The 22067-nt window shown below is 56.8% G+C and carries 18 protein-coding genes; all 18 read left to right on the top strand.

The genetic code is table 11. From position 1 onward, the window contains the following. The first annotated feature begins 61 nt into the window (after positions 1 to 61). Positions 62 to 2536 carry a leucine--tRNA ligase gene (gene leuS, locus ACO5Z0_RS08685; RefSeq protein ID WP_485649966.1) on the top strand — a complete coding sequence of 825 codons (2475 nt, stop codon included), beginning with the start codon at positions 62 to 64 and terminating at the stop codon, positions 2534 to 2536. 117 nt (positions 2537 to 2653) lie between these two features. Beyond that, positions 2654 to 6007, top strand: a complete 3354-nt coding sequence (gene mfd / locus ACO5Z0_RS08680) for a transcription-repair coupling factor (RefSeq protein ID WP_485649965.1) — start codon at positions 2654 to 2656, stop codon at positions 6005 to 6007. Continuing rightward, positions 6008 to 6703, top strand: coding sequence for an SAM-dependent methyltransferase (locus ACO5Z0_RS08675; RefSeq protein WP_485649964.1), 696 nt, complete (start codon positions 6008 to 6010; stop codon positions 6701 to 6703). Positions 6704 to 6823: 120 nt separating this feature from the next. Further along, positions 6824 to 7102: an HU family DNA-binding protein gene (locus ACO5Z0_RS08670; protein ID WP_442672334.1), complete on the top strand. Its 279-nt coding sequence runs from the start codon at positions 6824 to 6826 to the stop codon at positions 7100 to 7102. A gap of 116 nt (positions 7103 to 7218) precedes the next feature. Continuing rightward, on the top strand, positions 7219 to 7974 hold the full coding sequence (locus tag ACO5Z0_RS08665) for an SDR family NAD(P)-dependent oxidoreductase (RefSeq protein WP_485649963.1): 756 nt from the start codon (positions 7219 to 7221) through the stop codon (positions 7972 to 7974). 78 nt (positions 7975 to 8052) lie between these two features. Next, positions 8053 to 9225, top strand: a complete 1173-nt coding sequence (locus ACO5Z0_RS08660) for an MGDG synthase family glycosyltransferase (RefSeq protein WP_485649962.1) — start codon at positions 8053 to 8055, stop codon at positions 9223 to 9225. A gap of 26 nt (positions 9226 to 9251) precedes the next feature. After that, complete coding sequence (locus ACO5Z0_RS08655; RefSeq protein ID WP_485649961.1) at positions 9252 to 9707, top strand: hypothetical protein; 456 nt, start codon at positions 9252 to 9254, stop codon at positions 9705 to 9707. A gap of 47 nt (positions 9708 to 9754) precedes the next feature. Beyond that, a complete protein-coding gene (locus ACO5Z0_RS08650) occupies positions 9755 to 10072 on the top strand; it encodes an FtsB family cell division protein (RefSeq protein WP_442672338.1) in 318 nt (105 codons plus the stop codon). 204 nt (positions 10073 to 10276) lie between these two features. Further along, on the top strand, positions 10277 to 11383 hold the full coding sequence (locus tag ACO5Z0_RS08645) for a hypothetical protein (RefSeq protein WP_485649960.1): 1107 nt from the start codon (positions 10277 to 10279) through the stop codon (positions 11381 to 11383). Positions 11384 to 11641: 258 nt separating this feature from the next. Next, on the top strand, positions 11642 to 12097 hold the full coding sequence (locus ACO5Z0_RS08640; RefSeq protein WP_442672339.1) for a S1 domain-containing RNA-binding protein: 456 nt from the start codon (positions 11642 to 11644) through the stop codon (positions 12095 to 12097). Between the two features lie 92 nt (positions 12098 to 12189). Further along, the gene (tilS, locus tag ACO5Z0_RS08635; protein ID WP_485649959.1) at positions 12190 to 13680 is read left to right on the top strand and encodes a tRNA lysidine(34) synthetase TilS; all 1491 of its coding nucleotides are present in this window, start codon (positions 12190 to 12192) and stop codon (positions 13678 to 13680) included. Then, the gene (gene hpt, locus ACO5Z0_RS08630) at positions 13649 to 14188 is read left to right on the top strand and encodes a hypoxanthine phosphoribosyltransferase (RefSeq protein ID WP_485649958.1); all 540 of its coding nucleotides are present in this window, start codon (positions 13649 to 13651) and stop codon (positions 14186 to 14188) included. Before tilS ends, hpt begins: the two co-directional genes overlap by 32 nt. Positions 14189 to 14572: 384 nt before the next feature. After that, positions 14573 to 16564 (top strand): ATP-dependent zinc metalloprotease FtsH, encoded by a 1992-nt coding sequence (ftsH, locus tag ACO5Z0_RS08625; protein WP_442672342.1) that lies wholly within the window; start codon positions 14573 to 14575, stop codon positions 16562 to 16564. Positions 16565 to 16643: 79 nt separating this feature from the next. Beyond that, complete coding sequence (locus ACO5Z0_RS08620; RefSeq protein WP_485649957.1) at positions 16644 to 17624, top strand: biotin--[acetyl-CoA-carboxylase] ligase; 981 nt, start codon at positions 16644 to 16646, stop codon at positions 17622 to 17624. A 61-nt stretch (positions 17625 to 17685) separates the two neighbouring features. Continuing rightward, positions 17686 to 18456, top strand: coding sequence for a type III pantothenate kinase (locus ACO5Z0_RS08615; RefSeq protein ID WP_442676801.1), 771 nt, complete (start codon positions 17686 to 17688; stop codon positions 18454 to 18456). Continuing rightward, a complete protein-coding gene (gene dusB / locus ACO5Z0_RS08610; protein WP_485649956.1) occupies positions 18453 to 19409 on the top strand; it encodes a tRNA dihydrouridine synthase DusB in 957 nt (318 codons plus the stop codon). The genes ACO5Z0_RS08615 and dusB overlap by 4 nt, the downstream gene beginning before the upstream one ends. 38 nt (positions 19410 to 19447) lie before the next feature. Continuing rightward, the gene (locus tag ACO5Z0_RS08605; protein ID WP_485649955.1) at positions 19448 to 20845 is read left to right on the top strand and encodes an aminopeptidase; all 1398 of its coding nucleotides are present in this window, start codon (positions 19448 to 19450) and stop codon (positions 20843 to 20845) included. A 6-nt stretch (positions 20846 to 20851) separates the two neighbouring features. After that, positions 20852 to 22021 carry a cation diffusion facilitator family transporter gene (locus ACO5Z0_RS08600; protein WP_485649954.1) on the top strand — a complete coding sequence of 390 codons (1170 nt, stop codon included), beginning with the start codon at positions 20852 to 20854 and terminating at the stop codon, positions 22019 to 22021. Positions 22022 to 22067: the final 46 nt, after the last annotated feature.

Raw genomic sequence — 22067 nt, 5'->3', positions numbered from 1 at the left:
CAATTTTTGGGGCGCACGGGGATACCCGCACGCCCCTCTTTCTCTAGGAGGACTTTGTTGTATGGAGAGATATGCTCCGCAGGAAATCGAAAAAAAGTGGCAGGAAAAGTGGCAGAAGGACGATGTCTGCAAGACAGAGATCGACCGCACGCAGCCCGAATATTATGTGCTGGAGATGTTCCCCTATCCATCGGGCAATCTGCACATGGGGCATGTGCGCAACTACTCAATCGGCGATGTCATCGCCCGCTTCAAGAAGATGCAGGGCTGCAACGTGCTGCATCCGATGGGCTTCGACGCCTTTGGTATGCCGGCGGAGAACGCGGCGATCAAGCACGGTGTGAAGCCCGCCGATTGGACGTATTCCAACATCGAGAACATGAAGCGCCAGCAGATGAGCATGGGGCTTTCCTACGATTGGAGCCGCGAGGCGGTGACCTGTCGCCCCGAGTACTATCGCTGGACGCAGTGGCTCTTTGAGCTTTTCTACAAGAAGGGGCTTGCCTATAAGAAGGAAGCGTCGGTCAACTGGTGTGATACGTGCGGCACGGTGCTTGCGAATGAACAGGTCATCGACGGCAAATGCTGGCGCTGTGACTCCGAGGTGCACAAGAAGGATCTCTCGCAGTGGTTCTTGAAGATCACGGACTATGCGGACGAGCTTCTCGCCGACCTCGACAAGCTCAAGGGCTGGCCCGAGCGCGTCAAGACGATGCAGGAGAATTGGATCGGCCGCTCCGAGGGCTTGGAATTCGATATCGACGTGCCCGCGCTCGGCGAGAAGATCGCCGTCTATACGACGCGTGCCGATACGGCGTACGGCGTGACCTTCGTGGCGCTCGCGGCGGAGCATCCCTTGATGGAGAAGATTCTGAGGGATAATCCGAAGGCTGCGGAGCTTCGCGCTTTCGCCGACAAGGTCAAGGCGCAGTCGGAGCTTGAGCGCACGTCGGGCGAGTCGGAGAAAGAGGGCATGTTCACGGGGTTTTACGCCGTCAATCCCTTCAACGGCAGGAAGGTCGAGCTTTGGGTCACGAACTACGTCCTCGCCGAGTACGGCACGGGCGCCGTCATGGGCGTACCGTCGGAGGATCAGCGCGACTGGATGTTTGCGAAGAAGTACGGTCTGCCGATCATCGTCACGCTGCGCCCGAAGGATCGTGAGCTGAAGCTTGAAGAGATGACGGAAGCCTACACGGACAAGGACGGCGTCCTCGTGAATTCGGCAGAGTTCGACGGCATGGAAATGCACGAGGCGCTTGCGGCGATTGTCGAAAAGGCGGTCAAGGAAGGCTTTGGCAGGCGCAGGGTCAACTATCGCCTGCGCGACTGGCTCATCTCGCGCCAGCGCTACTGGGGGGCGCCGATTCCCGTCATCTACTGTGACAAATGCGGCGAGCAGCTCGTGCCCGAAGAGGAATTGCCCGTCCGTCTGCCCGAGGATGTGAATTTCGAGCAGGGTGTTGTTTCCCCGTTGGCTCAGAGCGAATCCTTCGTACACTGCACATGCCCGAAGTGCGGCGGTCCCGCAAGGCGCGAGACGGATACGATGGACACCTTTATCTGCTCGTCGTGGTACTACATGCGCTATACCGATCCGCACAACACGCACAAGCCGTTTGCGGCGGACAAGGTGAACTATTGGGCGCCTGTCGATCAGTATATCGGCGGCATTGAACATGCGATTTTGCACCTTCTCTACTCGCGCTTCTTCACGAAGGTGCTGCGCGACGAGAAGCTTCTGGATTTCGATGAACCGTTCCAAAATCTTCTGACGCAGGGCATGGTCATCAAGGACGGCGCGAAGATGTCGAAGTCGAAGGGCAACGTCGTCTCCCCCGAGGAGATCATCCGGAAGTACGGCGCTGATACGGCTCGTCTCTTCATCCTCTTCGCAGCGCCCGTCGAGCGTGACTTGGAGTGGAGCGATCAAGGCGTCGAGGGGGCGTTCCGCTTTTTGAACCGCGTCTGGCGCATCGTCGCGCATTTCGAGGACGCGATCCGAGAGGGTATCGATGATTACGACCACTCGACATTGACGGCTGAGGAGAAGGCGCTGCGCCGCACGCTGCACCAGACGATCAAGAAGGTCACGGGCGATATTGGCGAGCGTTTCATGTTCAACACGGCGATCAGCGCCGTCATGGAACTCGTCAACGCCTTCTACGGATTCCAAGACAAGGCGGTTCATCCGGGACTCGTGCGAGAACTCTTGTTTGCGCTTGTGAAAATGCTCGCGCCGTTCGCGCCGCACATTGCGGAGGAGCTTTGGAGCCGCATGGAGGGCAAGGGAAGCGTCCACGACGCCCGATGGCCGAAGTTTGACAGTGCGGCTGTCGTCGAGGACGAGATCGAGATCGTCCTGCAGATCAACGGCAAGGTGCGCGACAAGCTGACGGTATCGGCGGATATGAAGCCGCAGGAGATGGAGAAACTGGCGCTCGCACAGCCGAAGGTCAAAGAGCTTACGGCGGGCAAGACGGTCGTCAAGGTGATATGCGTGCCGAAGAAGCTCGTCAACATTGTCGTCAAATGATGTTTGAGAACAATAAAAGCGTTTGCACGCGCACGGGGGATAGTGCTCCCTGTGCGCTGCGCAGAGGGGCTGGCGATTCGCCAAGCTCCTTTTCGCGCTTTGCTGGATGGTGAGATCATGAAAGCACTTTTTGAACAAATGGCACGCGGCGCTTCGGTTCGAAAGATCGTCGAGAAGTTTTCGTGCCGAGGCGGCAAGACGCTCGTCTACGGTCTCAGCGGTTCGCAGAAACATGCGCTCTTTGCCGCTTCATGCGATGCTTCTTCGCAGCCTGTGGTCGTCGTCACGCACAGCCGCGAGGCGATTGACGCCTGGCGCACCGATCTGGCGGCGCTTCTGCCCACGCGAGAGATCTTAGAATTGCCGGAAGTCGATATGATGACGGTGGAAGCGACGGCGAAGGGTATGGAGCGCACGGCGCTTCGCATGGGCGTCTTGGGCAGACTTCTCAAGAAGGAGCCTGTCATCGTGCTTGCCGAGGCTGCCGCCGCTATGCAGAAGGGCATTTCGCGTCAAGATTTTGAGCGCATGAGTCTGCACCTTGCGGTCGGCGCGACCCTCTCGCGGGAGGTTTTGCTTTCGCGCCTTGTCGAGCTAGGCTATGAGGCGGCGAGTGAGATCGATGGTCTTGGACAGTTCAGTGCGCGCGGCGGCATCGTCGACGTCTACCCGCTCAATGCGTCCTTGCCGCTTCGCTTGGAGTTCTTCGACGATGAGATCGACTCCCTGCGCGAGTTTGATCCCGAGACGCGCCGTTCCATACGTAATGTTCCCAGCGCTGTTGTGCTGCCCGCTGCGCCAAGCGAAAGGGCGGGCGAGGGCGCGGCAGTCCTTTCCTATTTGGCGGGCGAGGGGGTCGTCATCTTTGACGAGCCTTTGCGCACGCGTGAGAACATGCAAAGGCTCGTCAAGGAGACGCCGGAGATTAAGTCTCAGGTATTCTCATGGGATGAGCTTGTAGCGAGCGCTGAAGGAAATGCGACGTTTTTTGCTGCACTCATGCTGCAGAAGATTTATGGCGCGGAGCCGGATGAGCTTGTGAGCCTTGCTGTGCAGGCGGTAGTTCCTTTTCAGCGCCAGATGGATCTCTTGAAGACCGAGACGCGAAATTGGCTTTCCAACAAGCAGCATGTCGTCATCTTTGTCGGCAATGCAGAAAAGGCGGCGTCGCTTCGCGAGTTTTTCGCAAAAGCGCGCATACCGTCCGCTGTGGCGAAGGACGGCGAGCCGCTGAGTGACGCCTATCTGAACATTCTCGTGGGTACGCTTGCAAACGGCTTTGAGATGCCGGATGCGCGGCTCGTCGTCGTCGCCGAAAGGGACGTCTTTGGCAGGCAGAAGAAGAAGATCGTCCAAAAAGCGCCGAAGGAAGAGCGCATCGCACACTTTCGTGAGATCAATGTCGGCGATTACATCGTTCATGTGAACCACGGCGTCGGCAAGTATCTCGGCGTTGAAACGCTCGACGTGGGCGGCGTCAAGAAGGACTATCTGCACATCAAGTACGGCGGCGACGACAAACTCTTCGTGCCGACCGACCAAGTGGGACTCTTGCAGAAGTACATCGGCTCGGAAGGCTCCGTGCCGCGCCTGCACCGTATGGGCGGCACGGAGTGGATCAAGGCAAAGGCGCGCGCACGCGCTTCTGTCGAGGACATCGCCGATGAACTTATCGCGCTTTATGCGAAGCGCCGCGCGGCGAAAGGATTCGCCTTTTCGCCCGATACGCCGTGGCAGCGCGAGTTTGAGGACGCCTTTCCTTACGAGGAGACGCCCGATCAGCGCCGCGCCATTGAGGAGATCAAGGCGGATATGGAAAAGCCCGAGCCGATGGACCGCCTGCTTTGCGGCGACGTCGGTTTCGGCAAGACGGAAGTGGCGATCCGCGCCGCTTACAAAGCGGTCATGGATCATAAGCAGGTCGCTGTGCTTGTGCCGACGACCGTTCTTGCCCAGCAGCATTTCCAGACTTTTTCTGCACGCTTCGCCGATTTTGGCGTCAGCGTCGACGTCATCTGCCGCTTTCGTTCGGCGAAGGATCAGAAGGCGACAATCGAGCGATTGGAGGCGAATCGCGTCGATGTGCTCATCGGTACGCACGCCATTTTGAATCAGAATCGGGTGCATTTTTCCGATCTGGGGCTTTTGATCGTCGATGAAGAGCAGCGCTTTGGCGTCAAGCAGAAGGAGAAGATCAAGAAGCTTGCGGCAGGCGTCGACGTGCTGACGCTTTCGGCGACGCCGATTCCGCGGACGCTCCACATGTCGCTTGTCGGGGCGCGTGACATGAGCATCATCGAGACGCCGCCCGCCGAGCGCTTCCCCGTGCAAAGCTACGTCGTCGAGGAAAACGATGCCGTCTTGAAGAATGCCATTCGCCGCGAACTTCGGCGCGGCGGGCAGATTTACTTCGTTTACAACCGTGTCGAGAGCATCGACATCATGCGCCAGCGTCTTGAAGATCTTGTGCCCGAGGCGCGTATCCAGACGGGACACGGGCAGATGGCGGAAGAGCTTCTAGAGCGCGTCATGGTCGATTTCTACGAGGGACGCTACGACATCCTGCTCGCGACGAGCATCGTGGAAAATGGTCTCGACGTGGCGAATGCGAATACGATCATCGTCTACAACGCCGACTACTTTGGCTTATCGCAGCTCTATCAAATGCGCGGCCGCGTCGGCAGGTCAAATCACATGGCGTTCGCCTATTTCGTTTACCAAGCTGACAAGGTCTTATCCGAAACGGCGGAAAAGCGTCTGCAGGCGATGAAGGAGTTCGCCGAGCTTGGCGCGGGCTTCAAGATCGCCATGCGCGACCTTGAAATTCGCGGCGCGGGCAATCTTTTGGGCGCGGAGCAGCACGGACACATTGCGAGTGTCGGCTTCGAGATGTACTCGAAGCTGCTCGATGAAGCGATGCAGGAAAAGCGCACGGGCAAACCAAGGGAAGAGAAGGCTGAACCCGTCGTCGATATTGAGGCGGAAGCCTATATCGACGGTGAATATATCAATGACCCCATGCACAAGATCGAGATCTATCAGCGCATTGCGGCGATTCGGAAAAAGGAAGAGATACAAGAGCTTCTCGACGAGCTCATCGACCGCTTCGGCGAGCCGAAACCCGCTGTACTGCGTCTCTTAGAAGTCGCGCGCATACGAAACTACGCGCGCTCTCTCGGCATTCGCGCCATCGTAGAAAAGCCGCTGTTTCTGGAAATCTCCTTCATTGAAAAACCTACGTTCGATCCCGATGGAATGCTGAAACTTCTCGGGCTTTTCGGCAGGAACGCCAAGATGCTGCCGATGCCGCAGCAGATGCTTCGCATACGGCTTGCCGCACAGTACAAGAAGAATATCACGAACTTCATCACGCGCATCTTGATGCTTTTGTCAGGTGAACAAGAGGCGCTTACGACGAAAAACGGGGCGAATAAAGCGCCGCAGGGCAAGGCGGAAAGGAGACAGGCGTAGATGAAGGAAGCGGGAAGCATTACGGTGGTAGGGCTGGGGCCCGGACGCTTCGGGCTTATCACGCTGGAAAGCATGGCGGCGATGACGAGCGGCAAGAGTATTCTTCTGCGCACGGCGATTCATCCGTCCGTGGCAGAAATCCGGCGGCGCGGCATCGCTTTCACGAGCTATGACGCATGGTACGAAAAGGCTGCGAGCTTCGAAGAACTTTATCATGCGATTGCAGAAGATCTTGCCGCAAGGGTGCGCGCAGGCGAGGCGGTCGTCTATGCCGTTCCCGGCAGTCCGTTCGTAGCGGAACGCACGGTACTCTTTTTGCGCGATTTGTGTATAAAGGAAGGTCTGGCGATTTCCATTCTTCCGGGTATGAGCTTTGTAGAAACGCTCTACGGCGTACTTGGCATCGATCCCGTCGCAGGGCTTTTGATCCTCGATGCGGCGGATGCCGCGCACCTGCCTCTGAACCCTTCGACGAGCGTGCTCTTCACGCAGGTCTACAGCCGTGAGATCGCTTCCGAGCTAAAACTTGCACTGATGGATCGCCTGCGTGACGAAGCGGAAGTCATCTATTTGCACAACATCGCTCTGCCCGATGAATCCGTGCGCCCGATGCCTCTTTACGAGCTGGATCGGCAGAGGGATACGGATCATCTGACGAGTCTTTTCATCGCGCGTACTACATTTCAAAATGATTAAAAATCCTCGTGAAGGGCGGTTTTTCAAGTTTTTTTGAACTTTTTTGCTGCAGGAAAGAGGATTCTAACGAAGTACAGCGAATAAAGGTAGCGTAACAAATTTGAAAAGGAGGCTACAAACGTGAACAAAACGGAATTAGTGGCTAATGTAGCGGAAAAAGCAGGTCTGACGAAGAAGGATGCCGAGAAGGCTCTGGGCGCAGTCATTGAGAGCATCGAAGAAGCTCTCGTCGAGGGCGACAAGATTCAGCTCATCGGTTTCGGTACGTTTGAGGTGAAGGATCGCGCTGCTCGTACCGGCCGCAACCCGCAGACGGGCAAGGAAATTAAGATTGCCGCTTCGAAGAATCCTGTATTCAAGGCAGGCAAGGCTTTGAAGGACGCCGTCAACAAGAAGTGAGCACGGCGGCTCTTTGGGGGCTGGGTTTTTTTACCCAGCCTTTTTTCGTAGCATGTTGGAAGCGCCGCTAAAAGGAAGCTCATGGTTTTATCTGCGATTTCTTGGGAGGAAGGTTGATGGAGCGCGTAGTTCTCATCACGGGAGGTACGTCGGGCATCGGTCTTGCGGCGGCGCATCGGTTTTTGCAGGCGGGGTGCTTTGTTGCCTTGGCAGGACGGTCGAGGGAACGCGGCGAGGCGGCTATCGCATCCCTGGGCAGTTTGGCGGCGGATGGACACGCCGCATTCTTTGTCGCGGATATTCGATGCGCAAAAGAAGCGAAGCGGCTTGTTGCTGACGTGTATACGCATTTTTCACGGCTTGATGTGCTCGTGAACTCGGCGGGCGTCTATCGGGAGCGCGCGCTTGAAGATCTGACGGAAGAAGAGTACGAGGACATCATGGACACGAATGTCAAGGGCATGTTCTTCACGACACAGGCGGCTCTTGCGTCCTTGAAGGAGAGCGGCGGCAATATCGTCAACCTTTCTTCTGATGCGGGACTGCACGGCAACTTTCTCTGCACGGCGTACTGTGCGTCGAAGGGCGCGGTGACGCTCTTCACGAAGGCTTTGGCATTAGAGCTTGCACCCTTCGGTGTGCGCGTGAATTGCGTGTGCCCCGGCGACGTTGCGACGCCGATGACGGAGATGCAGCTTCAAGCGGCGCCTGACCGTGATGAGGCTCTGCGGCAAATGGCAGGAGTCTATCCGCTCGGCAGGATAGCGACGGCGGAAGAAGTCGCCGCTGTTATTTTTTTTCTCGCATCCGACGCTGCATCGTTCGTGACAGGCGCTGCATGGAGCGTGGATGGCGGTCTTACGGCAGGATGAGGTGAAGCTGCAGAGAACGCGTGTTTTGTTGTAACCGTGCTTTTCTTGTGCTAAAATAGAAATCATGGCAAGGAGAAGTTGTTTGACTATTTCATTTTCGAGGGTGAGGAAAGGGCGTTCATGTCGTCTCGCAGCTATCTTATTGTAACCGCATCGATCGGCTCGGGTCACATGAAGGCGGCGCAGGCGCTGGCGGCGGCGCTTTTGAACGAGGAGCCGCAGGCGCGTGTGACAGTCGTCGATTTTACGCGGCGCGATACGGCATGGGTCACATGGTTTATGAAGGCGGTCTATTTGAAGATGCTGCACTTCGTGCCGAACCTTTACCAGCTTCTCTACCGTTTTACGGGATATCGGCAGGGTGCGTCGCCGGTGCAGAAGCTCATCGCCGCCTTGACGAAGCGCAATATGCGCGCTCTCGTGCGCCGCTATGCGGCGGATGTCGTGATTTGTACGCACCCGTTTCCCGAGGGGGCGGCTTCGTGCCTCAAGGAGAGCGGTGAGGAGCAGTTTTTTTTCGCTACTGTGCTCACGGATTACAGCGTGCATCGCATGTGGTTCTATCCCGGCGTCGACGCCTTTTTTGTCGCGACGGAAAGGATGCGCCGCAGCCTGTTGAAGGAGGGCTGTGCGGCGGCGGCGGTTCATTCGACAGGCATCCCGATATTGCCGCTCGCATCTGCGGTTTTTGATCGTGCGGCAATCCGTAAGAAATTTTGTCTCAGCGATGTGCTGCCGACCATCCTCGTCATGGGCGGTGGGCTGGGTCTAGGCGATGTGGCGCATTCTCTGGAAAAGTTGGAGGATGTCGCGGAAGAGCTTCAGATTCTTGTTGTCGCCGGGAAAAATGAACGCCTGCTCGCTTGGGTCAAAACCTATGCCGCACGGTCGCATCATGTAATTCGCGCATGGGGCTACACCGATGCGGTGCCCGAGCTCATGGCGGTCGCCGCGCTTCTCATATCGAAGCCCGGCGCCTTGACGATCAGCGAGGCGTGGGCGATGGGAGTGCCGTTGATCCTGCACGAGCCGATTCCGGGACCGGAGCTTGAAAATGCGATGATCGCCAGCGAGCGCGGCACGGCGGTTTGGCTCGGTAAGGGTGAGAATCTTGCGGCGCTCGTCACAGGACTGTTGGGTGATGAGTCGCGCCTTCGCGCCATGCGCGAGGCGGCGTGTCGGGCAAGCCGTCCGGATGCAGCGAAAGAGATCGCACTTTTTTTGCAGACGGCAGCCGCAAGGGCTGATTGATATGAGTTTTCTAGTTTTTTGCGGAGATGGTTTTTGTGGCGGTATCGAAATTGGAAAAGGATGCGAACGGCGCATTTCTCTGTCCGCAGTGCGGCAGACCGCTTCGTACGGTTGAGGGCGGTACGGTCAGAATCCGCGGCGGCAAGGCAGATCTTGACAGCGTGAAACCGCGCTACGAGTGTGACAGCTGCAATGTTTTTTACCGTGAGCTTTTGAACTCGGGCTATTATGATGCATTCGACATGCCAAAGCTCAAGGCGGTCGGCGACCTTGCGCCGACGATTTTGCGCGCCGACGCCAATGGACATGCGCCGTGTCCGCGCTGCGGCGGGCAGCTTGACCTCGTCGAGTGGACGCCCGTCAAGCTCGTGGACGGCAAGGCCGATATGGAAAACGTCTCGTCGCATTTCCGATGTGCGAGCTGTGATTCCATATTCCGACGCATAGCGACGACGGAATACTTCCAGTGGTCGGAGAAATAGTGGTTCTTCAAATGCTGCACATGCGGTGAAGGTGTGCAGCGAATGGTTTGCAGAAGGTCGTGATCAAGATGGCAGCGGAAAACAAGCGCAGGGGCAAGGGGCACCGACTCGATTGGTTCGTTGTCGTCGTCCTTTGTGTTCTTGGTTATTTTGCCTACACGATGATCGATCAGCAAATCCACCTGAACGAACTCGACCGCGACTACATCGCAGCGCAGCAGCGCTTGGAAACGGCGCAGCGTGAAAATGCCGCATTGAAGGAACTCAAGGAAAATCTTGATGATCCCGTCTATATTGAAAAAACAGCGAGAGAAGAACTCGGCATGACGCATGAAGGCGAGCTGCCGTATATCGCGAAGAAATGAAAAGATGCTGCCGCATGAGTCTTCTCGACTCATGCGGTACACTAAAGGGGCTGTTGACAAAATGCGAGAGCATTTTGTCAACAGCCCCTAGTTACTGCCCCTTATAGGGGCGAACAAACCACTCGTTTGATGGGTGCCATGATTTAAGATTTTCTGCGAGGAAACGATAAATATAACGAAGAAGATCGATGTGCAGGGAGGCGAATGAAGATGAAAATTCATGCGAACGATAATAGTGCGATCGTGGGGAAGCATATGGCTGCACAAAATACATTGGCTATGAGCCGCGCAGGGGACAGAAAATCCGTGGCGGCATCCTTACAGGGCAGAGATTCGATAAAACGAGAATCGCTGGCCTTCCAGTCGCTCGCGCATGAGGTTTCCATCAGCGACGAGGGGAGAACGCTTGCAGCGGCAAATCAAGCGCCTGCTCAACGGGTGGAAACGTGGGAGATGGCTTCGGTTGAGCCGCTCGAAGATAGTAGGTATCATGATTTTTATTCGGATTATGAACGCGCTTCTTTATCAAGAACGATGCGCGATTTAGAAAATGGCATCCGAGGTATTTTGCAGCTTGGCAGTAAAAATCCTGATTTGGCAGTCGGCAGCATTCGTGTGGAGGTGATCCGACAGCTCAATGCTTATGGGCATCATCAAAAGGCTTTGGGGCATACCTTGCTGGGCGATCCGTATTTGAACAGTATTCTTGATCGCTTGGGAGCGCTTGATCCCAAATGCGAAAATCCACTGGTGAACAAGCTTCGCTCCCTTATAGGAAATACAATGAGCGGCAAGGATAATGATTTTCTTACACACGAAGAAAGCGCTGGGCTTATAAAAGAATACCGTGACTATCTCGGCATGAAACCAGATACGCTGAGTACCATGCCAAAAAAGGCGGGCAGATATTTCAATGAAAAGACAGCGGCATACGGATTCTTCCAAGAGATGAGCCGCAAGGCGAAAAATATGGAAGAGCTTCTCTCTGCCATGCTTGGAGAAGATCATACGGGAGGCAAAAAGGATAAGAAAGCGGAGAATCCTACAGACCTTTCGCAGCTCATTGCCGAGAAGAAGACTGCCCTTGATGATGGCATGAAAGCATATAAGAAGAGCCTGCGAACCCTTCATCGTATCGCAGACGACAAGGGCGAGGGAGAAGACGGCAAACTCTCAGAACGGGAGCAAGCGGAAGAGAAAAAACGACTGATTCCGAGCGTTACAGGCTACGATTGGGATCGCATCTCGGAGCAATATCTAAAGGAGAATCCCGAGCTAGCCGCCATTTTTTCCGATAACGGTGTACGGTAAGGAAAAGAGAATAGCCACATCGACGATCAAGTGCCATTTACCGCATACATTTTGCAGTGGATGGCGCTTTTCTTTGCAGGATGAGACGGTTAATTGTAGAATGAAATCTTCCTTTTTTGCCTTTCGTGCTGGGATTTTCTTGACAGCGCAAAAGGCGCAAGAGTATAATAAGGAAGCACGCTTGGCGCGAGAGAAGGCGCTGAGAGGTGGGAGCCGACGGCGTCGGTGTTTCCACAGTATAACTAAGGAGGAAATAATTTGTCCATTGAAGTAGGCAGTATTGTTGAGGGTGTGGTGACGGGCATCACGAATTTCGGGGCGTTCGTCGAACTGCCTGAGGGGAAGGTCGGTCTTGTCCATATCTCTGAGGTCGCTGATGAGTATGTGAGGGACGTGCATGATTTCCTCAAGGAGAAGGACAAGGTGAAGGTCAAGGTCTTGACGGTCGATGATCGCGGTAAGATCGGGCTTTCCATCAAACAACTGCAGGAAAAGAAGCCGGTGGAAAAGAAGGTCGGGGAAGTTCCGCGCCGTCCGATGCCGCCGCGCCGCAATGCGGGTGGGGACTTTAAGCGGCAGGGGCGGTTCAGTCCTGGCAGCGCCTCCTTTGAAGACAAATTGTCGCGGTTCCTCAAGGACAGCGATGAAAGGCTGACGGATTTGCGCCGCAAGACGGATTCCAAGCGCGGCGGACGAGGTTCGCGCAGGGATTAACCGCATAAGAAAAGCACTCTTTCCGGGAGTGCTTTTCCTGTTTATGGTCTGGCGAGCGCGATGACTTTTGTGTGCCGGAGGATGTATATGTGATGCGGGGAGTTATGCAAAAAAAGGTCTTGGCTTTTTGCGAGGAGCATGGGCTTCTGGCGCATGGCTCTTCCGTTGTTGTCGCTGTTTCGGGCGGCGTGGATTCGCTGGCGCTGCTCGATTTGCTGCTGCGCTTGCGTGAGGCGCAGGGGCTTTTGGTGTATGCGGCGCACTTCGAGCATGGGATTCGTGGTGCGGCGTCGCGTGAGGATGCGCACTGTGTCGCGCACTTTTGCCGTATGCGCGGCGTCCCTTGTACGGTTGAGGCGGCAGATGTGCCGCAGTATGCGCGTGAACACAGGCTTTCGCTGGAGACGGCGGCACGCGGTCTGCGCTATGCGTTTTTGCGCCGTGTCAAGGAGCAGGTCGGCGCACGGTCGATCGCCGTTGCGCATCATGCGGATGATCAGGCGGAGACGGTGCTGATGCATATTTTGCGCGGCTCAGGTCTGCACGGTCTTTCCGGTATGCTGCCGCGTGCAGGAGATGTCATCCGCCCGCTTCTGTGCTGTACGAAAGCGGAGCTTACGGCTTATTGCAGGGAGCGCGGCATCGAGGCGCGCCATGATGCGACGAACGATGTGGCGGATGCGCGGCGCAATTATTTGCGATTGGAGATCATGCCGCGCCTTGCCTCGCACATCAATGCTTCGGTGAGCGCGGCGCTCGTGCGTCTTGCCGATGCGGTGCAGGCGGACGAGGCGCTGCTCGATGCGCTGGCGCGTGAGGCCTTCGCGCGTGTGGTGCGGCGCGGGGAAGCGGCGGGAAAGATGACGGAGGGAAAGAGCCTTGCGCTTTCACGGGCGGTGTTTCGCGATGAACCGCTTGCCTTGCAGCGTCGCATTGTGCGTCTTGCCATGTGTGCTTTTGTTGATGAGACGCACGATTGGGGCTATCGGCAGGTCGAGCAAGTGCGCTGCATGATGCTGGGGAGGCGCGGCGGACTCTTTTGGGATCTGCCCGGCAACGTGCGCTTTTTCCTCGACTGGGATCAGGGGGTGTTCACTTCTGGTTCTGTGCGATCCGTTCGTGGGGGAGACGGTGCGGGCGAGAAGGCACGAAATGCGTCGAACGACGCGACGCTCGTCGTGCCGCTGCAGACGCCGGGGGTGACGCGCCTGCCTTCGCTCGGCGTCACGCTTGTCGCAGATTTCGTGAAGGAACGCACGACGACAGACGGGCGCACGGAGATTTATTGTGCGGCGCGTGCTCTGGCGGGCGCCCATGTGCGCACGCGCCGTACGGGTGACCGTGTGCAGTTTGCGCAGGGCACGAAAAAGCTCAAAGCGTTTTTTATCGACGAGCATATACCGCGCACCGCGCGTGATCGCGTGCCGCTTGTCGTCTGTGCGGAGGGAATTGTCTGGGCGGTCGGCATACGGCGCTTTTCGCCCGCGATGGCGGAGGATGGAGAGCCGATGGTGCGGCTCGTCGCTGTTTTTGAGAAGGGAGCATACGATCATGCACAACGATTTGGAGAAGATTCTTTTTGATGAAGCTGCGCTTGCTGCGATGGTAGCGCGGCTCGGGCGCGAGATTACACGCGACTATGCAGGCGAGGAGATTTACGCCGTCGGCATTTTGAAGGGCGCAGTGATCTTTTATGCCGATCTCGTGCGCACGATAGATTTGCCTGTGACGCTCGATTTTATGCAGCTTTCGAGCTATGGCGGCGGTACGAGTTCGACGGGAGAGGTGCAGATCCTCCTTGACCTTGCCAAGAGCGTTGCGGGGCGCAATATTCTGCTCATCGAGGACATTGTGGATTCGGGGCTTTCCATGCACTATTTGATGGACAATTTCCGCCACCGAAAGGCGAAGAGCGTCAAACTTTGCTCGCTTCTGAGCAAGCCGTCGCGCCGTAAGGTGGATGTGAAGGTCGACTACTGCGGCGCGGAAGTGCCCGACGCTTTCCTCGTCGGCTATGGGCTTGACTACGATCAGAAATATAGGAATCTGCCGTATCTCGGCGTCTTGAAGCCCGATATATACAGAAAATGATGCTCTCGCATCTTCCGTGAAATATCTCGAATATCGTGCGAAAGGGTTTGTATAACACCTGTTTTAATGCTATAATGAAACGCTGTAGAGGTTTTTTGTTTTATGCGCCAAAAGGTGCTTCCATTGCCTTTTGCTGAAACATGATATGGGGACTTTGGCGAAATGCCGTGACTTTTCGGCGTTTCCTTAAGCAAACACTGATAGATTCAGTCCCCCATCTTCACACATCTGCACTGTCCTCTCGTCGTCAACAAATCCTCGACGTAGCACCGCTACGCCTGCGGTTTGTCTCCTAGATAGGAACAGCGCATCTGTGCAAATCTGGGCGACTTCATTTTATCAGCGTTTCCTTAAAGCATTATTTTGGAACAGGAGGATGACCGATTGAATAAACTTTTTCGCAGTGTGGTGTTCTATCTGCTGATCATCTTGATCGCCATCTCCGCGATTGATTATTTTCAGACGCGCGAGGTCGTGACGAACGAGGTCAACTACTCGGATTTTCTGCAGCAGGTACAAAAGGGTGAGGTCGCGAAGGTCACGCTTGAGCACAATATCGTCAAGGGAACACTCGCAGACGGTACGGAGTTTTTGACGATCACACCCGATGCGCCGAATCAGGATACAAACTTCCTTAAGACGCTGCAGGAGAAGAATGTTGAGATCAAGGCGGAGCGGCCGGCGGAAGCGCCGTGGTGGTCGACGATGTTTTCGTCGATTTTGCCGATCCTGCTCCTCATCGGCGTCTGGTTCTTCATCATGCAGCAGACGCAGGGTGGAGGCGGACGCGTGATGTCGTTCGGCAAGAGCCGTGCGCGCATGACGGCGAGCGATAAGATGAAGGTCACATTCGAGGATGTGGCGGGCGCTGATGAGGCGAAGCAGGAGCTTGAAGAGGTCGTCGAATTCCTCAAGCATCCGAAGAAGTTCAACGATCTGGGCGCGCGCATTCCGAAGGGGGTGCTGCTCTACGGACCGCCGGGTACAGGAAAGACGCTTCTTGCGCGTGCCGTTGCCGGTGAGGCGGGCGTGCCGTTCTTCACGATCAGCGGTTCCGACTTCGTTGAGATGTTCGTCGGCGTCGGCGCTTCGCGTGTGCGGGATCTCTTCGATCAAGCGAAGAAGAATGCGCCGTGTATCGTATTTATCGACGAGATCGACGCCGTGGGCCGCCAGCGCGGCGCAGGCGTCGGCGGCGGTCACGACGAGCGCGAGCAGACGCTCAACCAGCTGCTTGTCGAGATGGACGGCTTTGCGGCGAACGAGGGCATCATCATCATGGCGGCGACGAACCGCCCCGACATTCTCGATCCTGCGCTTCTGCGCCCCGGCCGCTTCGACCGGCAGATCGTCGTCGATAAGCCCGATGTGCGCGGCAGGCTCGCGATCCTGAAGGTGCATTCGAAAGGCAAACCTTTGACGGGTGACGTCGATCTCGATATTCTCGCGCGGCGCACGCCGGGCTTTACGGGCGCGGATTTGTCGAACCTTGTGAATGAGGCGGCTCTTCTGACGGCGCGGCGCGATAAGAAGCGCATCGGCATGAATGAGCTGGAAGAGTCCATCGAGCGCGTCATGGCAGGTCCCGAGCGCCGCTCGAAGGTCATGACGGACAAGGAAAAGGAGCTGACAGCGTATCATGAGGGCGGTCATACGCTCGTCGGTATGCTCTTGCCGAACGCCGATCCCGTACACAAGGTCACGATCATTCCGCGCGGCAGGGCGGGCGGCTACACGCTGATGCTGCCCAAGGAAGATCGCTCCTACGCGACGCGCTCGGAACTCATGGATAAGCTCAAGGTCGCGATGGGCGGCCGCGTCGCCGAAGAGGTCGTCTTGAAGGAGATCTCGACGGGCGCTTCGCAGGACATCCAGCATGCCTCGCGCATCGTGCGCAGCATGATTACGCAGTACGGCATGAGCGACGTCTTGGGGCCGATTTCCTATGGCGAGAGCGCCGAGCATCAGGTGTTCTTGGGACGCGATCTCAATCATCAGAGAAACTACTCGGAAGAGGTCGCGAGCGAGATCGACAAGGAAGTTCGCCGTTACATCGACGAGGCGTACGAGGCGTGCCGCAAGATCATCATTGACAACCGTGACAAACTTGACCTCATCGCACAGGCATTGATCGAGCGCGAAACGCTCGAAGCATCGGAGCTTGAAGAACTCGTCGAAACGGGCAAGATCACGGAGAAGGAAAAGAAAGCCGAGGATCATGCGGATGCGCCGGACGATCACGACGGCGTGATCCTTGAACCGCTGCACCGACCTGGGGGCGTTGAAATCACCAAGCCCGTGGAAGAAGCGGCGGAGGAAGACGTGGAAGTCAAGGATGTCGCGCCCAAGCTCAATGTGACGCGGCATGACGGATAAGGAAAGTCGGGAAGGCGCCCGCACTTTGAAGGAAAGGGCTGTTTCTCTGAAACAGCCCTTTTCGTCGGGGGGGATGAGTTTGCGGTCAAGAATTTTGGAGCTTCTGCGCAGAGCTGGAGAAGAGTACCTTTCGGGCGAGGAAATCGCCAAGAGGCTCGGCGTTTCGCGCACGGCTGTCTGGAAACATATCAAGGAGCTTCGCGAGGCGGGCTATGCGATCAAGAGCCAATCGCGAAGCGGCTACAGCTTGGAGGATGCACCCGATCGCCTCTTGGCTGAGGAGATCAAGAACGGTCTCCAGACGCGCTTTGTCGGCAGGAATATCGTCTTTTTCGATGCGATCGATTCGACGAATCAGGTGGCGAAGCAGCTCGCCGCGCAGGGCGCCGCCTCGGGCACTGTCGTCGTAGCGGAAGCGCAGGGCAAGGGGCGCGGGCGCTTGAATCGGTCGTATTTTTCACCGAAAGGCAAGGGAATATGGTTCTCCGTGATTCTGCGTCCCCATATTTTGCCGCAGGAAGCGCCGAAGTGTACGCTCTTAGCCGCCGTCGCCGTGGCGATGGCGATGAAGCGTTTTGGACTTCAAGCAGCAATCAAGTGGCCGAATGACATCCTCCACGAGGGGAAGAAACTCACGGGCATTTTGACGGAGATGAGCGCTGAGATTGATCGCATCAACTATATCGTCATCGGCACGGGCATCAACGTCAATATCAAAGAGGAAGAGTTCCCCGAGGAGCTGCGCGACAAGGCGACGTCGCTCGCCGTCATGAAGGGAGAGAACCTGCCGCGCGTCGCGTTTTTCCAAGCCGTTCTTGAGTCGCTGGATGCACTTTGCATCCAGCTTGATGAGGAAGGGTTTTCGCCCATTATCGCGCGTTGGCGTGCGTGTGCCGTGACGCTTGGGCAGGAAGTTCGCGTCATCAGCGCCACGGGCAAGGAGAGCTTCGACGGCAGAGCGGTCGACATCGACGAGGAGGGCGCTCTGCTCGTCGAGACGGAGGACGGTATGCGCCGCGTGCTTGCGGGCGATGTGTCGATTCGTCCGAAGAATGCATAAGCCATGAGGAATGTGCCTTTTCTAGCCTGCCTGCGGGCAGCGCAGTCTGGGAGGATGGAGAATGTTACTTGTTTTTGACATAGGAAACAGCAATATCGTGATGGGCACCTATGAAGGGAAAAAACTCCTACGCCATTGGCGTATTTCGACAGACCGGCAGAAAACGGGCGATGAATATGGTATGCTCATCAACAGCCTTTTCGCCTATCATAACATTCGCATGGAGCAGGTGAAAGCGATCATCATATCGTCCGTCGTGCCGCCTCTGATGGTGCCGATGATCAAGATGTGCGAGCGTTATTTCCATATCCGTCCGCTTATCGTAGGGCCGGGCATCAAGACGGGGTTTCGTATTTCCTATGAGAATCCGCGCGAGATCGGCGCCGACCGCATCGTCAATGTCGCGGGGGCGTTCGAGCAGTACGGCGGTCCTTTGATCGTCATTGACATCGGTACGGCGACGACGTTTGACGTTGTTGCACCGAACGGCGATTTCCTCGGCGGCGTCATCGCGCCGGGGCTGTCGAGCTCTGCCGATGCACTCTTTCAGCGCGCTGCCAAGCTGCCGCGCATCGAACTTGTGACGCCGAAACGCATCATCAGCCGCAACACGGTCAGTGGTATGCAGGCGGGGATCATCTATGGATACGTCGGGCAGATTGACGAGATCGTGCGCCGCATGAAGAAAGAGATGGGCTATGATGAGATCAAGGTCATCGCGACGGGCGGCTATGCGCGCATGATTTCGCGCGAATCGAAGATGATCGACAAGATCGACCATTTCCTGACGCTCACGGGGCTTCGCGTACTCTACGAGAGGAATTCGGAATGAGGCTCGGAAAGCTCGATTTTCCCGTGCCTGTCTTTCTTGCGCCGATGGCGGGTGTGACGGATATGGCGTACCGCATCCTCGTACACGAGCTTGGCTGTCCGCTCGTTTACACCGAGATGGTCAGCACGAACGGCATCAACTACCGCAACGAACGCACGCTCAAGATGCTGCGGACGGATCCGTGTGAGCGCCCGCTGGCGATGCAGCTCTTCGGCAATGAGCCGGAAGCCGTGGCGCGTGCTGCTTCTTACGTCGAAAGTCTTGGCGTCGCCGATGTCATCGACTTCAACATGGGCTGTCCTGCGCCGAAGATTGTCAAGAATGGCGAAGGTTCGGCGCTTCTCCTTGATCCTGAACGCGCCGAGCGCATCTTGCGTGCGCTCAGGCGATCCGTCAAGCTGCCCGTGACTGTGAAGATAAGAAAAGGCTGGGATGCAGCGAATGTCAACGCCGTGGATATTGCCGAGCGAGCTGAGGCGGCAGGCGTCGACGCCATCGCCGTACATGGCAGGACGCGCGAGCAGTTCTACAGCGGGCAGGCGGATTGGGCGATTATTCGCGCCGTGAAGGAGCGCGTCGCCATACCCGTCATCGCGAACGGCGATGTCAGAAGCGTCGTCGATCTCGTACGAATCTTTGAGGCGACGGATGCAGACGGTGTGATGGTAGGCAGAGCTGCACAGGGCAATCCGTGGCTTTTTCGTGAGATGGCGAGTTTTTTGCGCACGGGCGAGGTCGTCGCGCCGCCGACGATTGCAGAGCGGCGCACACTCATCCTTCGTCATCTTGACATGCTGCTCGAAACGAAGGGGGATTATGTCGGTCCGCGCGAGATGCGAAAACATGCGACATGGTACACACGCGGCATGAAGAACGGTGCGCGGCTGCGTGAGATGTTCAATCGCGCGGAAACGAGAGAGGATTTCGCCGTAATTTTGGAGGATTTAGTGTAAGGCGGTATACGCCGCTTGGCAAGGAAACAGGTGATATTATGGCAGAAACAAAGGACAAGAAGAAGGAGCTGCCTTGGAGTTCGTATTCCGAGGAGCAAAAGCAGGAATTGGAGAATCTTTCCAAAGGATACATCGAGTTCTTGACAAAGTGCAAGACGGAGCGCGAGAGCGTGCGCGAGATCATTTGTCAGGCGGAGGCGGCAGGCTATGAAGATCTTGAAGAAGTCGTGCGCACAGGAAAAAAACTTGCACCGGGAGCAAAGGTCTACTGCGCCTATATGAAGAAAGCTGTCGCGCTCTTCCACGTCGGCACGGATCCTGTCGAAAACGGCTTGGCGATCCTTGGCGCGCACATCGATACATGCCGTCTCGACGTCAAGCAGAATCCGCTCTACGAGGACAGCGGGCTTTCTTACCTTGACACGCATTATTACGGCGGTATCAAGAAGTACCAGTGGGTTACGGTACCCTTGGCGCTGCATGGCGTCGTCGCTAAGAAGGACGGCACGCTGCTTGACGTCGTCATCGGTGAGGAGGCTTCCGAACCGACTTTTTGCGTGACCGACCTCCTCGTTCACTTATCGCAGGAACAGCTGAAAAAAACGGCGGATAAAGTCGTCGAAGGCGAAAAGCTTGATGTGCTCGTTGGCACGCTGCCGCTTGCAGGCGAGGACAAGGATGCCGTGAAGAAGAATGTGCTTCATCTGCTGCAGGAGAAGTACGGCATCGAAGACGATGATTTCCTGTCGGCGGAGCTTTCTTTCGTTCCTGCAGGCGCCGCTCGTGAGATGGGCTTTGACCGCAGCATGATCCTCGGCTATGGGCAGGACGATCGCGTTTGCTCCTACACGTCGCTCGCTGCCATGCTTGAGACGAATCCCTCAAAGCGCACGGCGTGCTGCCTGCTCGTCGACAAGGAGGAGATCGGCAGCGTCGGTGCGACGGGAATGCGCTCGCACTTCTTCGAGAACATGCTCGCCGAACTTATGAACGCGCTCGGGCAATATTCGGAACTGGCTGTGCGCCGCGCACTCGCAGCGTCGAAGATGCTTTCTTCCGATGTTTCCTCGGGCTACGATGCGCTCTACGCCGAGGCTTTCGACAAGCGCAACGTCGCCTATCTCGGGCGCGGCATGGTGTTCAACAAGTTCACGGGTTCGCGCGGCAAATCCGGCTCGAACGACGCAAACGCCGAATATTTGGGGGAGCTTCGCGCCATGCTTGACAAACATGATGTGCGCTATCAGTCCGCTGAACTCGGTAAGGTCGATCTCGGCGGCGGAGGCACGATCGCCTACATCATGGCGCTCTACGGAATGCAGGTCATCGACAGCGGCGTCGCCGTGCTCTCGATGCACGCGCCGTGGGAGGTCACGAGCAAGGTCGATGTCTATGAAGTGAAGAAAGGGTACGCCGCGTTTCTCGCGGAGGCATAAAGACGCATGTATGAAAGTCTTTTCCGCCGTTTTGTCAAGGATTACGATAAGACGACGCTGCCCGAGGTGCGCTTCGCCTACGGTAATTTGAGCGGGCGCGTAGGCATCACGGTCAATTTCATCCTCAGCGCCGTCAAACTCTTCCTCGGCGTCATGAGCGGCGCCGTGTCCGTCGTCGCCGATGCTGTGCACAACCTCGCGGATGCGGCGGCGTCCGTGGCGACGCTCCTCGGCTTTCGGCTCGCGGCGAAACCTGCTGATGCCGAGCATCCATTCGGGCATGGCAGGGTAGAATATGTTGCGGGCTTTTGCATCGCAGGGCTGATTCTTCTCATCGGGTTCAAATTGCTCGAAGCGTCCATCGAGAAGATTCTCGCGCCCGAGCCGCCCGAGGTGAGTGTTTCCATGCTCGTGATTCTTGCCGCATCCATCGCTTTGCAGCTCTGGCTCGGCCGCTTCAACAAGACGATCGGCGAACGCATCGACTCGGCGGCGATCCGTGCGGCAGCGGCGGACAGCCTGAACGACTGTATCGCGACCGTCGTCGTTGTCGCCAGCCTTGCGCTTCACTATGCGACGGGCATTGACATCGACGGCTGGGCGGGCATCCTCGTCGCGCTCTTCATCCTGCACAGCGGTTGGGAAGCGGCGAGCGACACCTTGCAGCCGCTCTTGGGACGGGCGCCCGATCCCGCGCTCGTCAAGGGCATTGAAAAAACGGTTCTCAAGCACCGCGCGATCACGGGCGTACACGATATCATCATCCACGACTACGGTCCGGGGCGTACATTCGCATCTGTACACGCCGAAGTTCCCGCCTCGATGGATTTCCTCGAAGCGCATGAGGTCATCGACGGTATTGAGGAGCTTTTGCGCAGGAAATATCAGATCATCGTGACCGTTCACATGGATCCTGTCGTCACGGACGATCCGGAGACCGAGCGCGTGCGGGCGGAGATTGAAGCCATCATGCACGAAAACAAGCTGGGCGAATCCATCCATGATTTCCGCATGACGACGGCAAAGGGCGGCGGCAAGAAAATCATCTTCGATGTCAAAGTTGCTGATGACTGCAAGATGACGAACGCTGATGTCGGCTTCTTTCTCGCGCGTGAGATCAAGGCGCACAATTCCGCTTATCAGCCTGTAATTCGCGTCGATCGCTTCTTTTGCTGATAGGGCAGAGCTTCCTTAAAATTTGGGTAGTTTAGGCAAAGAAGCA

The organism is Selenomonas sp., assembly GCF_057272215.1.
The sequence above is the reverse complement of the archived record's forward strand: the minus strand, read 5'-3'. Positions and strand labels throughout refer to the sequence as shown.